16 protein-coding genes are annotated in these 16,841 nt (G+C 48.4%); 7 read left to right on the top strand and 9 right to left on the bottom strand.

What is annotated here, in order from left to right:
* Nucleotide 1: 1 nt before the first annotated feature.
* Nucleotides 2-1,837 carry an ATP-binding protein gene (locus TRQ2_RS08080; protein ID WP_011943943.1) on the top strand — a complete coding sequence of 612 codons (1,836 nt, stop codon included), beginning with the start codon at nucleotides 2-4 and terminating at the stop codon, nucleotides 1,835-1,837.
* Here the strand turns inward: TRQ2_RS08080 and TRQ2_RS08075 are convergent.
* The 7 genes from TRQ2_RS08075 to TRQ2_RS08045 are packed head-to-tail and all read right to left on the bottom strand — an operon-like array spanning nucleotide 1,830 to nucleotide 7,404.
* Nucleotides 1,830-2,789 carry a HAMP domain-containing sensor histidine kinase gene (locus TRQ2_RS08075; protein ID WP_004080004.1) on the bottom strand — a complete coding sequence of 320 codons (960 nt, stop codon included), beginning with the start codon at nucleotides 2,787-2,789 and terminating at the stop codon, nucleotides 1,830-1,832. The two genes, TRQ2_RS08080 and TRQ2_RS08075, sit on opposite strands and share 8 nt — an antisense overlap.
* On the bottom strand, nucleotides 2,770-3,450 hold the full coding sequence (locus TRQ2_RS08070) for a response regulator transcription factor (RefSeq protein ID WP_004080003.1): 681 nt from the start codon (nucleotides 3,448-3,450) through the stop codon (nucleotides 2,770-2,772). Before TRQ2_RS08070 ends, TRQ2_RS08075 begins: the two co-directional genes overlap by 20 nt.
* Entirely contained in the window at nucleotides 3,425-4,123 is a 699-nt protein-coding gene (phoU, locus tag TRQ2_RS08065) for a phosphate signaling complex protein PhoU (protein WP_012311193.1), read from the bottom strand. Before phoU ends, TRQ2_RS08070 begins: the two co-directional genes overlap by 26 nt.
* Nucleotides 4,124-4,136: 13 nt before the next feature.
* Entirely contained in the window at nucleotides 4,137-4,892 is a 756-nt protein-coding gene (gene pstB / locus TRQ2_RS08060; protein ID WP_012311192.1) for a phosphate ABC transporter ATP-binding protein PstB, read from the bottom strand.
* A complete protein-coding gene (gene pstA, locus TRQ2_RS08055) occupies nucleotides 4,876-5,706 on the bottom strand; it encodes a phosphate ABC transporter permease PstA (protein WP_012311191.1) in 831 nt (276 codons plus the stop codon). The genes pstB and pstA overlap by 17 nt, the downstream gene beginning before the upstream one ends.
* Nucleotides 5,703-6,530 carry a PstC family ABC transporter permease gene (locus tag TRQ2_RS08050; protein ID WP_012311190.1) on the bottom strand — a complete coding sequence of 276 codons (828 nt, stop codon included), beginning with the start codon at nucleotides 6,528-6,530 and terminating at the stop codon, nucleotides 5,703-5,705. Before TRQ2_RS08050 ends, pstA begins: the two co-directional genes overlap by 4 nt.
* 49 nt (nucleotides 6,531-6,579) lie before the next feature.
* Nucleotides 6,580-7,404, bottom strand: a complete 825-nt coding sequence (locus TRQ2_RS08045; RefSeq protein WP_012311189.1) for a phosphate ABC transporter substrate-binding protein PstS — start codon at nucleotides 7,402-7,404, stop codon at nucleotides 6,580-6,582.
* 225 nt (nucleotides 7,405-7,629) lie between these two features.
* Between TRQ2_RS08045 and TRQ2_RS08040 the strand changes: the two genes are divergently transcribed.
* From TRQ2_RS08040 to aar, 6 genes are all read left to right on the top strand, one after another.
* Entirely contained in the window at nucleotides 7,630-8,793 is a 1,164-nt protein-coding gene (locus tag TRQ2_RS08040) for an ATP-binding protein (RefSeq protein ID WP_012311188.1), read from the top strand.
* Nucleotides 8,794-8,934: 141 nt separating this feature from the next.
* Nucleotides 8,935-9,183, top strand: coding sequence for a TM1266 family iron-only hydrogenase system putative regulator (locus TRQ2_RS08035; protein WP_041434417.1), 249 nt, complete (start codon nucleotides 8,935-8,937; stop codon nucleotides 9,181-9,183).
* Between the two features lie 5 nt (nucleotides 9,184-9,188).
* The gene (gene hydG, locus TRQ2_RS08030) at nucleotides 9,189-10,604 is read left to right on the top strand and encodes a [FeFe] hydrogenase H-cluster radical SAM maturase HydG (protein WP_012311186.1); all 1,416 of its coding nucleotides are present in this window, start codon (nucleotides 9,189-9,191) and stop codon (nucleotides 10,602-10,604) included.
* Nucleotides 10,591-10,836 carry a hypothetical protein gene (locus TRQ2_RS08025; protein WP_012311185.1) on the top strand — a complete coding sequence of 82 codons (246 nt, stop codon included), beginning with the start codon at nucleotides 10,591-10,593 and terminating at the stop codon, nucleotides 10,834-10,836. The genes hydG and TRQ2_RS08025 overlap by 14 nt, the downstream gene beginning before the upstream one ends.
* 7 nt (nucleotides 10,837-10,843) lie before the next feature.
* Nucleotides 10,844-11,890, top strand: coding sequence for a [FeFe] hydrogenase H-cluster radical SAM maturase HydE (gene hydE / locus TRQ2_RS08020; RefSeq protein WP_012311184.1), 1,047 nt, complete (start codon nucleotides 10,844-10,846; stop codon nucleotides 11,888-11,890).
* 50 nt (nucleotides 11,891-11,940) lie between these two features.
* Entirely contained in the window at nucleotides 11,941-13,080 is a 1,140-nt protein-coding gene (gene aar, locus TRQ2_RS08015) for a bifunctional L-alanine/L-glutamate racemase (RefSeq protein WP_012311183.1), read from the top strand.
* Between the two features lie 23 nt (nucleotides 13,081-13,103).
* Here aar and TRQ2_RS08010 read toward each other — a convergent pair whose 3' ends face one another.
* On the bottom strand, nucleotides 13,104-16,166 hold the full coding sequence (locus tag TRQ2_RS08010) for an endo-1,4-beta-xylanase (protein ID WP_012311182.1): 3,063 nt from the start codon (nucleotides 16,164-16,166) through the stop codon (nucleotides 13,104-13,106).
* A 143-nt stretch (nucleotides 16,167-16,309) separates the two neighbouring features.
* The gene (locus TRQ2_RS08005) at nucleotides 16,310-16,777 is read right to left on the bottom strand and encodes a type II secretion system protein (RefSeq protein ID WP_012311181.1); all 468 of its coding nucleotides are present in this window, start codon (nucleotides 16,775-16,777) and stop codon (nucleotides 16,310-16,312) included.
* Between the last annotated feature and the right edge of the window lie 64 nt (nucleotides 16,778-16,841).

The following is a 16,841-nucleotide window of genomic DNA, read 5'->3' as shown; positions in this document are numbered from 1 at the left end:
AATGAGCGGAAGAAAGATAGGGGTTGTCACCGGTATATTCCAGTCCAGTCCGTACGAATTCTTCGTTCGAATGACCGCCGAAAAGCCAGGAGAAGCGTACAAGGTATTCGCTCAGATAGAGGATGTTGTGAAGGTTGAGTACCTCACGGGGTACGGCACCGTCGTCACGTACGGAATGATCGTTGATATACAGAACAGATGGGATGGAGATTTGAGAAACGGCTACGAAGAGGAAGTTGCACTCGAGAAGTTGAAACCTGCCTATCCGATATACATCGCGAAGGTGAAGGTGACAAGATCGTTTCTGAAAGAAGGAGACAAGCTCCTCGAAGACGCTCCGGAGATCCCTCCAAACATAGGCTCCCCCGTCTTTCTCGTCGGAGATGAGGAGATAGACATCGCCCTTGGATTCGATGAGTTGAAGAGAAAGAACGTTGCACTGCCAGTTGGCTTGCTGAAGAACGGAAGGCCGGCTTATCTCGATTTGAGATACATCCTGGGAGACAACGGAGCCCACATAAACGTCTCCGGACAGTCCGGTGTTGCGGCGAAAACGTCTTACACCACGTTCCTCGTCAAGTCGATGATAGAAACGTCCAGCAAAAACGATGGAGATCTGATGAGAGAGCTGAGAGAGGCGAGATACATCATCTTCAACGTGAAGGGAGAGAGTCTGCTGTTTCTCGATCGCATTTCGAAGGAGTGGTATTCAGAAAGGGAGAAATGGGATGAAATGTACAGGGTTCTCGGCATTGAACCAAAACCTTTTGAAAATGTCGCATTCTACGCTCCCAGCAGGGAGAAGGGAGCTTACATACCGGATGTCAACAAGAGATTGATCGGTGTGAACGTTTACGGCTGGGACGTGTTCGACATCGTCGAAATGAACCTTCTGGAACTCATGTTCGATCCAGATGAGATGACGAGAAACCAGAACTTTCAGCTCGCGGTCTGGTCCCTCCAGGAGCACCTTTCCCAGAGAATGGAAGAGATGTACCAGGAATTTCTGAAAGAGGGATACATCGTTGACAGAAAAAAACTGCCGTCAGAAGCACTGCGCGAAGTGGTGATGAAGAAAGGTGAAGTCGTGGATCTTCCACTTGATCTCGATAGTTTGATAAAAGATCTTGGAGAAGGTGGAAGGACAAGAGAGTATCTCCTGGGAGAACACGTCCAGAAGCAGACGATCGGGATGCTGATCAGGAGATTGAAAGCCGCTCAAAAGATGGACTTCGACAGACTCTGGGTGAAACCGCCTCTGAAAGTGGAACCGTGGCAGACCAACTATCGGATCGACTGGAACGTGCCGGGAAGGGTCACAGTCATCGACATTTCGAAGTTGAGAGAACGCGCACAGGCGTTCGTTGTAGGTGCGATTCTTTCCGAGGTAATGAGAGAAAAAGAAAGAAACAGCGGTTTCACCCAGCCCGTTTTCATTTTCCTGGACGAGCTGAACAAGTACGCACCAAGACACGGCGGAGGAGCCCTTGCGAACATCTTCAGAGATGTGGCGGAAAGAGGAAGATCTTTCAGAGTGATCCTCATTGGAGCCGAACAGACCGCTTCCGAAGTGGATTACAGGGTAATCACGCAAGCCGCTACGGTGGTTGTGGGCAGGCAGAAAGGAGCCGAACTCATAAAACCCGAATACTCGCATCTCACAGAGCACTACAAGAGAAAAGCAGCACTCTTGAGACAGGGAGAAGTGATCATAGATCAGCCGTTCTTGAACCTTCCTCTCACGGTGAAGTTTCCACTCCCAGCCTGGTGCACGAGAGAAGGCGGGTGGCACAACCCGGAGGGGAAAACGTGGGAAGAAGAGGAGTTCATCATTTGAAGTGAACGATGAACTCTGATCCAACGAGCCACTGAGAGTTCACTTCCAGCCTGTAACCTATCGTGTCGCACAGGTGTTTCACTATGGAAAGTCCCAGGCCAGAACCGGGCGCCATCTTGAGTGCTTCTGAACCTCTGTAGAAGCGCTCGAATATCCTGCTCTTCTCCTCTTCTTTGATACCGATTCCCTGATCTTTCACACTCAGTCTTTCACCGGTGATAGAAATCTCCACCACAGAATCGGGATAAGAGTACTTCACGGCGTTTGAAACAAGGTTCTTCAAGATCGTGTGGAACACGAACCTGTCAGTTTCGATTGTTTCAACATCCACAAAAACGTTTACCTTGATCTTCTTTGACTCGATCTTTTCTCGAAGCTCTTCCAAGACCATGTGAACGACTTCTTCGACAGGAATGTGCTCCATCTTGAGTTCGTAAAGTCTCAGCTGTATCATGGTGAGCACCTTGAGCTGTCTGATGATCGTTTCCATTCTGTCCAAGGAGCGCTCAACTTTTCCGAGTATTTCGAGTTTTTCTGGATCGTTTTCTATGTCCTTCAGAAGAAAAACGTTTGCCTTTGACGCAGAAAGAGGTGTGAACAGCTCGTGGGAGACGGCCGTTACAAAATCGAGTTTTGCCTCGCTGAGAGTTCTCTCCTCGGTGAGATCGTTCACAAAGAGAAGACTCTTCTTCGGAAGGTAGCGGAGGGAGACGAACCTTTTCGAGTGGAGTTCAAAAAAATAGGCGTTTGTTTCAAGGGAGAAATTCTTTCTTTCTTGAACATCTCTGATGAATCTATCCATTTCCTTGCACGTGAAGATCGACATCAGATTCTTTCCCTTTTTGAAGCCGAGTTTCTCACCCGGTTTGTTCGCACCTTCCACTTCCAGGCCCTTCAGTATCACGATCGCTTCTCTGATATGATCGAGATCTTCAAGCTCTATCACCCTCATCACCCCGTGTTGAAAACTTGTATCCCAATCCCCTCACCGTTTTTATCCATCCCTTTCCTATCTTCGATCGAATGGCGCTGATGTGGACATCCACTACCCTGTCAGAGACGTAATCGTCTCCCCACACCCTGTTCAGGATCTCCTCTCTTGAAAAGACCTTGTTCGGGGTCGTGGCGAGGAGTTTCAAAAGCTCGAACTCTTTGGCTGTCATCTCAACGTTTTTTCCATCGTATCTGACTATGTAATCCTCTGGAAAGATCTCGAGTCTTCCAAATCTCAGTACCTTCTGTTCTTTCCCCATCCTTCTCAGAACCGCTTTCACACGTGCGAGAACTTCCCTTGGATTGAAAGGTTTTGTCACGTAATCATCCGCTCCGAGCTCTATTCCAAAGATGCGGTCCATGTCCCTGTCCCTTGCCGAGATGATGATGATGGCCATTTCCGGGTGAGAAACTTTCATCTCGGGAATTTCGTCCATCGCCACACCGTCGGGAAACATGAGATCGAGGAGAAGCACGTTGTACGTTCCTTCAGAGAGTTTTTTCTTGAGATCGAAAAGGGACTCTGCTTCGTCGCACTCGTATCCTTCGGTTTCCAGGTATCTCTTCAACACGCTCCTTATGTCTTCGTCGTCTTCAGCTATCAGCACCTTCACTCCCACTCTCAACACCCCTCAGGAATTCCTTCATGTTTTTTCCCGTTTCTATGTATATGACCTCCTCACAGAGGTTGTTGGCGTGATCTCCCACCCTCTCAAGGTCTCTTGCGATGAGTATGTAAACCAGCGCCAGCTCGGCCGAGATGTTTCCCTCCCTTATTCTTTCCACCACGATTCTTCTGATCTTCTTTTCCATCTCGTCTATCACGTCGTCGAACTTCCAGAGCCTGTAGGCAGAGTCCACGTCTTCTTCGACAAAGGCCTTGAAAGAGTCCTGAACCACCCTCAGTGTACTTCCGAACATGTCCTTTATTTCCTTCAGCATCTCAAACCGGATCTTCCTTTCGGAGAGAAACAGACATTTCTCAGCGATGTTGCAGGAAAGGTCTCCGATCCTTTCCAGGTCGTTGGAAAACTTCAGGATAGTGATGATGTATCTGAGCTGTTTGAGGATGGGGTTGTACCTTGCTATGATCTGATAGGCCTTTTCCTCTATCTCCCTGTTCAGTTCATCTATCATATCGTCTGAGTCGAGCACTTTTTTTGCGAGTGTCTCGTTCATGGTTTCGAGGCTTTCTATCGCATCGTTCAGAGATTCTGAAACAAGAAAGAGCATCTTTGAAACGTCCGATTTCAGAAGGGTCAGTTCCCTTTCGAAATGAACGTGGTCCACCATCCTTTCGCCTCCATCATCCTATTTTTCCTGTCAGATACTCTTCGGTGAGTTTGCTCTTCGGTCTTTCTACAATTTCCCTCGTGGGGCCGTACTCTACGAGTTCGCCCCGGTACATGAAGGCTATGTAATCGGCGATCCTTATGGCCTGTCCTATGTTGTGGGTGACGATCACGATCGTGTAGTTCTCAGAGAGTTCTTCCAGAAGCTTTTCGATCCTTTGAGTCGCAATCGGATCGAGGGCCGATGTTGGTTCGTCGAGGAGGATCACCTCGGGTTCCACTGCAAGTGCTCTCGCTATACAGAGCCTTTGCTGCTGGCCACCCGAAAGTTTCGTTCCGGGTTTGTTCAACTCTGATTTTACTTCATCCCAGAGTGCCGCCTTCTTAAGGGACTCTTCAACGATTCTGTCGAGTACGTGCTTGCTTTTTGTCCCATGAATCCTCGGGCCGAACGCCACGTTGTCGTAGATCGACATCGGAAAAGGAGTGGGTTTCTGAAAGACCATTCCCACCTTTTTTCTGTACTCCGTCACATCGAGTTTCGGATCGTATATGTCCTGCCCTTTAAAGTATATCTTCCCTTCCACCCTGAAACCGGGTATATGATCGTTCATTCTGTTTATACTCCTGAGGAGCGTGGTCTTTCCACACCCGGATGGTCCTATTATGGCGGTTATCTGATTTTTGAAGATCTTCATCGTCACGTTTTTGACGGCCACTTTATCACCGTAGTAAGCGCTGAAGTTTTCGATCTCAATTATTGGTTCCATTCTCTCTCCTCCTCAGAAAGAAAGCTGCACCGTATATCAGAGCAACTATTATCATCAGAAAGGCTGCTGTTCCCTTTGCCATCCACTGAGCGGACTCACCGTACGCTGCCGTGATGTAGTAGATGTGGGTTGGAAGAGTCATGACAGGTGAGAAGAGTCCCTTTGGAAGTTCTGTTGAGTAGAACACCGCACCCGTGAGCAGAACGGGAGCGGTTTCTCCCAGGGCTCTCCCACCTCCAACGAGAACGGCCGTGATGATACCTCTCCTCGCCGCTGGAAGGAGTACTTTGAAGATGACCTCCTCTTTCTTTGCCCCGAGGGCCAGTGCGGCTTCCCTTATCTCAACGGGTATGGCCTTGAGGGTTTCCTTCGTTGAAGATGCGATGACAGGAAGTGTCATGAGTGAAAGAGTCAGTGCAGCGGCGATCATGGACGTTCCAAACTGAAGGGCCACACAGAAGAACGCCAGTCCAAAAAGTCCGTAAACCACCGAGGGAATTCCGCTCAGGGCCGTCAGAGAGATATCTATCCACCTTGCAACAACGTTTTCTCCGTATTCGGAAAGGAACACCCCTGTGAAGATACCAAGAGGAATCGAGATCAGGAAAGTCAGAGCCATGAGATAGAAACTTCCGAGGATGGCAGGAAAGATGCCTCCCTCTGTCATACCGCTTCTTGGATAGTCCAGGAAGAAGGAGGGAGAGAAATACTTCGCTCCTCCTGCAACAATGGAAACGAAAAGAAACAAAACAACGGCAAAGACCACGTAACTAACTACACGAAACACGTAAGAGATGATCAGGTCCTTCTTCATCCTGTCTGCCTCCTCGATATGTATCTGGAAAGTCCCGTCAGAACAAGAGAGAGTACAAGAAGGATGAAACCTGCCGCAAAGAGCACATGATAATGCATACTTCCGACGGCAACCTCACCGATTTCGCTAGCGATCGCTGCTGTCAGGGGTTTTACGGGATCGAAGAGCGAACGTGGAATTATGGCGGCCCCTCCTCCCACCATGAGGACTATCATGGTCTCACCAACCACTCTGTTCACGGTGAGAACGAAGGCGTTGAGAATCCCGGGAAGGGCAGCCCTTGTGGTCACCCTTAAAGTTGTTGTGAAACGGGTGGCACCGAGAGCGAGCGCACTTTCCTCGAGGGCTATGTCAACAGAGTCGAGCGCTTCCAGTGAGAGTGAAACCGTGTAGGGAAGTGCTGTGAGAACAAGACCGATGGAGGCCAGAAGGAAATTCTCTGTGGACCAGATGTCGAAGTGTAGCAGAATGGGTGCGATGTAGAACAGAACAAAAAGCCCTATGATCACAGAAGGAGTTCCAGCAAGGAACTCCACCGTGGTCCTTACAAGGCTTTTTTCGAGATCTCTGGCGTACGTGTGGAGAAAGAACGCTACCAGATAACCGAGGGGAAGAAGAATGGCAGAAGAGAATGCCGTCAAAAGAAGCGTTCCCGCGATCATGGCGAGCATTCCATACTCCGGTGGATCTGCCGTTGGGTACCAGTAGACACTCGTGAAAAGCTCGCCCCCGACTTTCACGAGGGCGGGCCAGGCCTCCTTCACAAGAAAGAACACAAGAAGAAAAAGAGCGAGGATACCAATGATGGAAAAGACGAATATCACAGATTTTCTGAAGAAATTCGCTACCTCTCTGTTCAGAGTGAATCCCTCCTTACCAACCGTAAGCAGCCACGTAACCGGCTTTTTCTAACAGTTCCTGTCCTTTCTTCGAGAATGCGAACATGATGTACTCGAAGACAAGACTTCCCATTTCAGGAAAGCCGTTCGTCGCATCGACGAACATGAAGAGCGGTCTTGCTAGCGGATACTTCCCCTTCAGGATGTTTTCCTTCGTCGGGTAGATGCCGTTCACCTTCAGAACTTTCACGTCGTCAGTGACGTATCCAACACCGACGTAGGCGATGGCGTAAGGATTTCGTGCCACGTTTTCTATCTCGATTTGGGTGCTCTCGACCATTCTCACGTAGGGTGCCATCCTCGCACCACCGAGGACCTTGTTTTCAAAGGTTTCGTAGGTTCCAGAGGCGGTGTTTCTCGAGTAGACGGCGATCCTTTTTCTTGGAAGATTCGGGTTCACCTGAGACCAGTACTGGATCTCACCGGTGTAGATCTTCTTCAACGTCTCTATGGAGATGTCGTCGATTCCAAGTTTTTTGTTCACGACGATGGCTATCCCGTCGAATCCAACGAGGAACGGTATGAAGTACTTTCCTTCTTTGTTCATTCGTTCGATCTCTTCAGGTTTGAGCCATCTGCTGGAGTTGGCGATGTCTGCGGTTCCGTTGAAGAGGGCGGCTATCCCCGTGGAAGATCCTGCACCTTCGAGCGTCACCTGAACATCGGGATGAACCTTCTTGAACTCCTCGATCCACAGCTGTGCGATGGGAAAGACCGTGTTGGAGCCCTTGATGACGAGCGTTTTTGCTACAAGGAAAACCGATACCATCGCAAAGAGCAAAACAAAGAACCTCTTCATAGAAGACACCTCCTCGAAATGGGTTTCACCATTTTGTAGTTTCCAGACTTTCTTTATGCCACTATCCGTTGTTTGTTAAGAAATGTTAAGTTCCAGAGAGCGTTCTGTGGTAGAACGTTTTTTGGCGAAAATCGTTCTATATCGAAACGATTTTTGGAATATTTTGAATAATAGTTCTATCACAGAACGAAATATGATAAAATTCGTTCCGAAGGAGGGAGGAACATGTACGATCAGATCATAGAGAGATTGGAGATTCAAATGAACAGAATGATCAGTTACTTACCTGAGAAGAGAAGATTGTTTTTTCAGGATCTGGAGGAGAGGTTTACGCCCAGGGCGATTCTTCTCTATGGTCCACGCGGCACAGGAAAAACCACGTTTCTTCTGTCCATGGCAAAAAAGAACGGTTTCCTCTACGTCTCAGGTGATGATTTATCACTGCTGAACGTTTCCTTCCACGAACTTGCACAGGAGATTTTAAAGAATTACCCGGGAATTGTGATCGACGAAGTCCATTTCCTGAAAAACTGGAGTGTTATCCTCAAGGTCCTGTACGATACCTTCCCGGGCAAAACGATATGGGTGAGCGACAGCAGTTCTATAGTGATGAAAAAGGGAACCTCAGATCTTTCAAGAAGATTCGTCCTGATGAAGCTTCCCCTCATGTCCTTCAGAGAGTTCATTCATTTTGAGACCGGAAAAGTTCTGGAGAAATTGAACTCCCCATTCGTACCGCTCTCGGATTATGCAGCCAGTTTAATGAAACAGGTCGATGTGATGAGTTTATTCAGGGATTATCGTGAGAAAGGAACAAGACCCTTTTACAGGGAGGGGAACTTCAGGGAGAGAATGATGAACATTTTGGACAAAACCATATACTACGATATACCGCACCTCATCGGTACCGTAACTGAGAATCACATCGGGGTCATGAAGGCAATCGTTGGGCATCTTCTCTATTCCAGAATCCCCACAATAAACATCGAGTCCATGAGCAGAGAATGGGGTGTGGGAAAGCAGAAACTGTACCAACTCCTTCATGTGATGGAGGAGATAGAACTTGTGAACATCGTCCGGAAAGAGAGAGCAGAAAAACCGTTTTCGAAAGGCTCGAAGATATTCCTGGCAGATCCCTCCATGTACCACGTCTTCGAAGGAGAAACGGGAAATTTCAGAGAAGCGTTCGTTGTTTTCGCCCTGAAAGAGAAAGGGAAAATATACGCTTCGAAAAACGAAGAAGAGGCCGATTTCATTTTCGAGGGGATGAAACTCGAGGTTGGAGGAAAAAGGAAAAAGAGAAAATCCAGTGATTTCGTGATCAGAGACGACATCGATCTTCCCGTCAGAAATTCCATTCCCATGTGGGTGCTTGGAATGTTGTGGTGATTCTCAAAAGGTGGTATAATATAAACAGAAAGTGAGAAAAATCACAAACCTCCTGAGGTGGAGGGAAAAATCCTGACACCGGGGGAGGGGATAGATGGAAGTATACCCCCTCTCCCGGTGAGCGGAGAGGGGGATTTCGTTTTGGAGAAGAGATTCTACATACTCACTATCGTCGTGGAAGACAGAGAAAGAGCCTACCGACATGTGAACGAACTCCTTCACAATTTCTCCGAAGACATTCTGCTCAGAGTCGGCTATCCCGTCAGAGAAGAGAACATGGCGATCATATTCCTCGTTCTGAAAACAGACAACGACACGATAGGTGCCCTCTCCGGAAAGCTCGGCCAGATTTCCGGTGTTCGCGTGAAAACAGTTCCTTTGAAGAGGTGATGTGTATGTATGTGTTTGTGAAAGAGCGTGTAGAGAGCAGATCTTTCATACCGGAAGAAAAGATATTTGAACTTCTGGAGAAAACGAAAAACCCGGATCCTGCAAGGGTGAGAGAGATCATCCAGAAGTCGCTGGACAAGAACAGGCTCGAGCCGGAAGAGACGGCCACCCTTTTGAATGTGGAAGATCCAGAGCTTCTGGAGGAGATATTCGAGGCGGCCCGCACTCTGAAGGAGAGAATATACGGAAACAGGATCGTTCTCTTTGCACCGCTCTACATAGGAAACGACTGCGTCAACGACTGTGTCTACTGCGGTTTCAGAGTCTCCAACAAAGTGGTGGAAAGAAAAACGCTCACGGAAGAACAGTTGAAAGAAGAAGTCAAAGCCCTCGTCTCCCAGGGCCACAAAAGGCTCATAGTGGTCTACGGAGAGCATCCAAAGTACTCTCCGGAGTTCATCGCAAGAACGATCGACATCGTGTACAACACGAAGTACGGCAACGGTGAGATCAGAAGGGTGAACGTCAACGCTGCACCCCAGACGATAGAGGGCTACAGGATCATAAAGTCCGTGGGAATCGGTACTTTCCAGATCTTTCAGGAAACGTACCACAAAAAGACGTACCTGAAACTCCATCCCAGGGGTCCCAAATCGAACTACAACTGGAGACTTTACGGTCTGGACAGAGCGATGATGGCCGGTATCGACGACGTAGGAATAGGCGCCCTCTTTGGCCTTTACGACTGGAAATTCGAGGTGATGGGACTTCTCTACCACACGATCCACCTCGAGGAGAGGTTCGGAGTGGGACCACACACCATCTCCTTCCCAAGGATAAAACCTGCCATAAACACCCCATATTCACAGAGGCCGGAACACATCGTGAGCGATGAGGACTTCAAAAAACTCGTTGCCATCATACGACTTTCTGTTCCATACACAGGAATGATCCTCACGGCAAGAGAGCCCGCAAAACTCAGGGATGAGGTCATAAAACTCGGTGTCTCACAGATAGACGCCGGCTCAAGAATAGGGATCGGAGCGTACTCTCACAGAGAAGACGACGAGGACAGGAAAAGGCAGTTCACACTCGAAGATCCAAGACCTCTCGACCAGGTGATGAGAAGTCTTCTGAAAGAAGGTTTTGTCCCATCCTTCTGCACCGCATGTTACAGGGCAGGAAGAACGGGAGAACACTTCATGGAGTTTGCAATCCCCGGTTTTGTGAAGAACTTCTGTACACCGAACGCTCTCTTCACGCTCCAGGAGTACCTCTGTGACTACGCAACGGAGGAAACAAGAAGAATAGGAGAAGAGGTCATAGAAAAAGAACTCCAGAAGATGAATCCAAAGATAAGAGAGAGAGTGAAAGAAGGCCTTGAAAGAATAAAGCGCGGTGAGAGGGATGTCAGATTTTAAAAAGATCCTCGAGGAGATTGCAGAGAAATACGACTGCAAGATCTGGATATCCGAGCGAATCGGAAGAAGATGGTCATTCTATAAAGACCTGAAAGCGGGGAGGGAAAAGTTTCTCCCCGCCCAGATCCTCCTTGAAAACGGAAGGTTCGGTGTCTTCGCAGAAGACTTCCCCGAGGACAGAAAGGACGAAGTGATTCCTCTTCTGAAGAAGATTCTGGAAGAACTGGAGTGATGAAGCCGTGACAGGACATGAAATTCTGGAAAGACTCGAAAGAAGAGAGTTCACAAGAGAAGTTTTAAAGGAGGCACTCTCCAGAAATGACAAGGAGTTCAACGATGCGCTCTTCAAACTCGCCGATGAGGTGAGAAAGAAATACGTCGGAGACGAGGTTCACATCAGGGCGATCATAGAGTTTTCCAACGTGTGCAGAAAGAACTGTCTCTACTGCGGCCTGAGAAGAGACAACAAGAATTTGAAGAGATACCGAATGACACCGGAAGAGATCATCGAGAGAGCAAAACTTGCCGTTCAGTTCGGAGCAAAAACGATCGTTCTTCAATCCGGTGAAGACCCCTATTACATGCCGGATGTGATATCGGATATCGTGAGGGAAATAAAGAAGATGGGAGTTGCTGTCACGCTGAGTCTTGGAGAGTGGCCAAGAGAATTTTACGAAAAGTGGAAGGAAGCGGGAGCAGACAGGTACCTTCTGAGGCACGAAACGGCAAATCCTGCTCTTCACAGAAAACTGAGACCAGACACATCCTTCGAAAACAGAGTGAGGTGTCTTCTCACCCTGAAGGAACTCGGCTATGAAACGGGAGCCGGATCGATGGTGGGCCTTCCGGGGCAGACGATAGATGACCTTGTGGATGACCTTCTGTTTCTGAAAAAATACGATTTCGACATGGTGGGAATAGGTCCTTTCATCCCTCACCCGGATACACCACTTGCGAACGAAAAGAAGGGAGATTTTATCCTCACACTGAAGATGGTGGCACTCACAAGGATCCTTCTTCCAGACTCGAACATCCCGGCGACCACCGCCATGGGAACGATCGTTCCAGGTGGTAGAGAGATCACGCTCAGGTGTGGAGCAAACGTCATCATGCCCAACTGGACCCCTTCACCGTACAGACAGCTCTACCAGCTCTACCCTGGAAAGATCTGTGTCTTCGAAAGAGACACCGCGTGCATTCCCTGTGTTATGAAGATGATAGAACACCTCGGTAGAAAACCGGGAAGGGACTGGGGCAGTAGAAAAAGGGTCTTTGAAACGGTCTGAACATGAGTTAAAATATGGTTCGGTACACAATCTCAACAGGAGGCTTTCTCATGAACATAGACGACATCCTGTTCTCGTACGGGGAAGAAGATGTCCCTTTCAAAGCGCTGTCGTTTCCCATCTTCGAAACGACTAATTTCTACTTCGACAGTTTCGACGAGATGTCAAAAGCCCTCAGAAACGGAGACTACGAATTCGTTTACAAAAGAGGAAGCAATCCCACAACAAGATTGGTGGAGAAGAAACTGGCAGCGCTGGAGGAGTGTGAAGATGCCCGTCTTGTTGCTTCTGGAATGAGTGCCATTTCGCTTTCCATCCTTCACTTCCTCAGCTCGGGAGATCACGTCGTGTGTGTGGACGAAGCTTACTCCTGGGCGAAGAAGTTCTTCAACTACCTTTCAAGGAAGTTCAATATAGAAATCAGCTACGTTCCTCCAGATGCGGAAAAAATAGTCGAAGCCATCACGAAGAAGACAAAGCTCATCTACCTCGAAAGTCCCACAAGTATGAGGATGAAAGTGATCGACATAAGAAAGGTCACAGAAACAGCAAGAGAACTCAAGATAAAAACCATCATAGACAACACCTGGGCGTCGCCGATCTTTCAAAAGCCAAAGCTTCTGGGAGTGGATGTGGTGGTCCACTCTGCGACGAAGTACATCTCAGGACACGGAGACGTGATGGCGGGAGTGATCGCAGGAGACGTCGAAGATATGAAGAACATCTTCGTCGATGAATACAAAAACATCGGACCGGTTCTCTCGCCCATAGAAGCCTGGCTCATTTTGAGGGGTCTTAGAACGCTGGAACTCCGTATGAAAAAGCACTACGAAAACGCTCTTTTGGTGTCTGACTTCCTCATGGATCACCCGAAGGTCCTAGAGGTGAACTACCCGATGAATCCAAGATCACCGCAGTACGAACTCGCTTCCTCTCAGATGAGCGGTGGCTCAGGATTGATGAGCTTCAGGCTGAAAACAGACAGCGAAGAGAAAGTAAAAGAATTCGTCGAAAGTCTGAAGGTTTTCAAGATGGCTGTGAGTTGGGGAAGCCACGAAAACCTTGTTGTTCCAAGAGTAGCGTACGGTGACTGTCCTAAGGAGGACGTGAACCTCATCAGGATACATGTTGGCATCGGAAATCCTGAGAAACTCGTGGAAGACCTCGATCAGGCACTCAAAAAAATATGAAGCCCCCGGACGGGGGCTTCTTTTCATTTCAGGAGTTTCAGGTTTCCGAACTTTGAAGGATCTCTCCAGCTGTTGTTCGTTGGATCACTCCAGGAGATGATACCAACCCTCTGACCCTTCTCGTTCGCATCGTTCACCTGAACGTTGAAACCTATCACCGTGTTCGGACTCGGCTTGATCGTCTTCCACTTGATGGCCGCCTCTACTATGTAGCCTCCCTCGATCAACTTCACCGCCGTCTTGAACCTCGCCGCACTCGCTCCCGTCCCAAACGACTGCTCGTTCATGTAGTTCACCCTGAACTGCGCATCATCGTCTTCGTAGTAGCTTGTCTTGTGGTTGTTCTCGTCTATGAAGATCTCCACCGAATCTTGCTCCCACGGATTGCTGTTGTCTTTGTTCAAAACCGGATCCTTCACTATCGCAAGAACGTACAGATTCTCCTCGTCCCACAGCACCCTCACCTTAGCCGTTGCGTTCTTCTCCAGTGATCCCATCGCAACCGATTTCGTCTCTATCTCCTCCGTCGTGTTCCAAATATCGTCGATCTCTCCATCGATGACTGGTGTTCCATATTTCGCCGTTGCCACCATCACTCCCTCAAGTTTCAGCGTTCCGTAGTTCATCGTGTTCGTCTTCTGGCTGTTCGTCGTGTCGCTCCAGCTGTACCATTTCCCGTCGTCTATCACCGCTACATCGAACCCTATGTAACTGTCTTTCCTGTACTCCACACCAGGTATCGTGATCGACATCTCAAAACTGTACCTTCTGAATCCAGGCCCAACGAATTTCTTCACCTCTACGTCTTCCCTGTTGACCTCACTCTTCCAGTTCGTCCACAGCACAACGTAGGTGTCATCCGGCTGCAGGTATGGTGTCCTTTCGTTGTTCGGGTTGATGAAGATCGCTACTCCATCCTCTGCTGGCTTCTTCGTCGCATCCTGAACCTCTCCGTACACGTAGATCGTGCTGTCTTTCCATATCGCTCTGATCGTTGCCTTCACGTTCCCTTCTTCATCGTAGATCTCTATCGGCTTCGACATCAGATAGGAGTCGTCCATCTTTCCAACCACCACGGCCTCACCCTCTGAGATGGTAGAGGTCTTTGGCAGTGGCGGAAGAAGTTCAGGATCCACAACTCCCCAGAAGGCAAGTTTTGTCTGGTAGTACTCATCGAACAAAAATGGCCAGTTGTTTCTTCTACTCCAGGCGTCTCCGTCGTTCAGGCCGAACATCGTCACGCTGGTGATCACGTTGCTGTACTTTCTGAAGATGCTGAACAGCTGGGCATATTTGTGTGCAAGTTCCACCTCCACGTTTCTTGGAAGCCTCTCGTAGTAACCTCCGGAGCTTTTGTAAACACTGATGTCCAGTTCGGTTATGTGAATTTCTATACCGGGGATGGTGCTGAACTTTTTGATGGCCTCTTCGATCTGCCTGATGTCCGTTGCAAGACTGATGTGACACTGCATGCCTATCCCATCGATGAGACCTTTCTCCTTGAAACTCTTCACAAGATTGTAGATGATGTCTCTCTTTTTGGGTTCGAAGGTGTTGTAGTCGTTGTAGAAGAGTTTCGCATCGGGATCTGCTTCCCTTGCAAACCTGAACGCAAGTTCTATGTAGTCAGGCCCCATGATCTGATACCACGTCGATCTTCTCAGTCCATCCGGCTGGTTTGGATCGACCGCTTCGTTTACAACGTCCCATGCGTAGACCTTCCCCTTGAAGTGTCCAACAACGGTGTGTATGTATTCTCTGATCCTTTCTGTCATCTCTTCTTTGCTCAGAAGGTTTCCATTTTCGTCTTTGAAGAACCACTCGGGCGTCTGATTGTGCCATACCAGTGTGTGACCTCTCACGGAGATCCCGTTCTTAAGTGCTGTGTCAACGAACAGATCAGCGAGTGAAAAGTCAAACTTCAGTTTGCCGTTTTCAACACCGGCGAACAGATTCACCGGTTTCATGTTGTTCCTCTCCGTGACACTGTTGAAGTGCTTTTTGAGAAACTCAAGGTCAAAGGGAGTGAGGATGGATTTTTCGGAGATCCCGGCACCGACTTTGAATTGATCCTTGAAGACCTCTTTCAGGGAAGGTACATCCTCTTCGAACGACACAAGCGGTCTGTCGTAGATCTTCACATCGTCGATGTAGAAGTCCGTGTTCGAGCCATCCGTGTAGACGTAAAGAACAAGTTGATCCACGTCCACTCCTTCTGGGAGTCCAAAGATACCAAACAGCCTCACCCACTTTCCTGACGGAACCGTCCTTCCATACAGCCAGATGGGGTGCTTCGTTGTGATTTCGTCTTTGAACTTTCGTGTCATCCTCATGAGGATGCCGACAGGGCTTCCAGAATCCTGATACACCCACATCTCGAAGGTGTAGGTCTTTCCTGGTTTTACGATGCTTTTCAGATCGAACTGTGCTCCCTCCCAGCTGGCAGACCTTTCAGAGATGAGAAGGGCGTTTCTACCGGTGTGAGAAACCCTGGAAGTGACCTGAAGTTTTGCATTTCCTCGTGGTATCCAGCCTTCGGCTGTTTCACTCTCGAAGGAGCAGTGAAGAACCGGTGGAGGTGCCTGAACTTCATCCGGGCTGGAGAGTTGAAGTTCATCGATGTAGAACGGAAAGTTCGTTTTTTCAGGTGAGGCAACGATCAACGAGAATTTTTCTGCTCTCTGAGGTGACGTGAAGATCAGTTCCATCTTCTTCCAGACATCCGGTGTGACGACTTTATCGAGGAGTATCTCGTACCTTTCTCCACTTTCATCCACAACTCTGGAAAGAACGCTGAAGAGTTGAGGTGTGTTCGACGTCTGGTACACATAAAAGAAAACCCTGTACTCTTTCCCCGGTGAAACCTTTCCAGTGAGGTCAAACTCCACTCCATCCCAGAGTGAAGTTCTGCCATCCACTTTCAGGGAGTAAACTCCTCTGAAGGAAACGTCCTGTGAGAGTGTAACAACTGCCCTTCCAAAGGGTGAAACCCCTTCTTCCTCCCTTTCAAAGTTCATGATTTCACCTCCAGTGACAAGAGCGCTCACAAGAACAAGGAAAAGACACAATCTCAGAAGAGACCTCATGGAAACCCCCCCCTCTTGTTATTTTCAGAAAGGAAAAAACTTCTTTGAATCAATTTTCAAATTTTAAAAAACACCAGACAGGGGTGATCTATAAAAAACCAGAAGCCCCCGGACGGGGGCTTTCTCTCTTTCAGGCGGGAGTGTTACCACCAGAAGGCCTGGACATAAGCGGTTATTCCAATTTCAGTGTCATTCGTCACAGTTGCACTCCCAGTACCTCCAGCAAATACGTCTTTCAAACTGTTGTAGACCAGGTTGGCTATGTTTGAATCATTTGTGTCGTAATCAACGGTGATCACTATGCGGCTGTTAGCAGCGTCGGCGTTAAAGTCTGTGCCATTTGCAAACAGATCTCTTTCTGCCTGGCCAACAAATCCCATGGAAACTGCATTGTCAACGTCCAAATCGGCAACATCATCTGATGTCGGTAATGTTGCTGTGATCCACTGCTGAAGACCTGTTACGTAGTTTCTGAGCTGAACCGCAAGCCTTGTCGCCCTCGCCTTCTTCATCGCACCTGTTGCGGTCGGAATGAGCACTGCCATCAAAGCCGCGATGATAGCCATGACGATCAAAAGCTCAATCAACGTGAAACCCGCTCTTCTCCTCATAAAAACACCTCCCAAGTTAAAATTTGTTAAATATAGATTTTACTCTTATGAATTATACAACCTG

This window comes from Thermotoga sp. RQ2, from assembly GCF_000019625.1.
Taxonomy (GTDB): domain Bacteria; phylum Thermotogota; class Thermotogae; order Thermotogales; family Thermotogaceae; genus Thermotoga; species Thermotoga maritima.
This window is presented reverse-complemented; position numbering and strand designations above follow the sequence as displayed.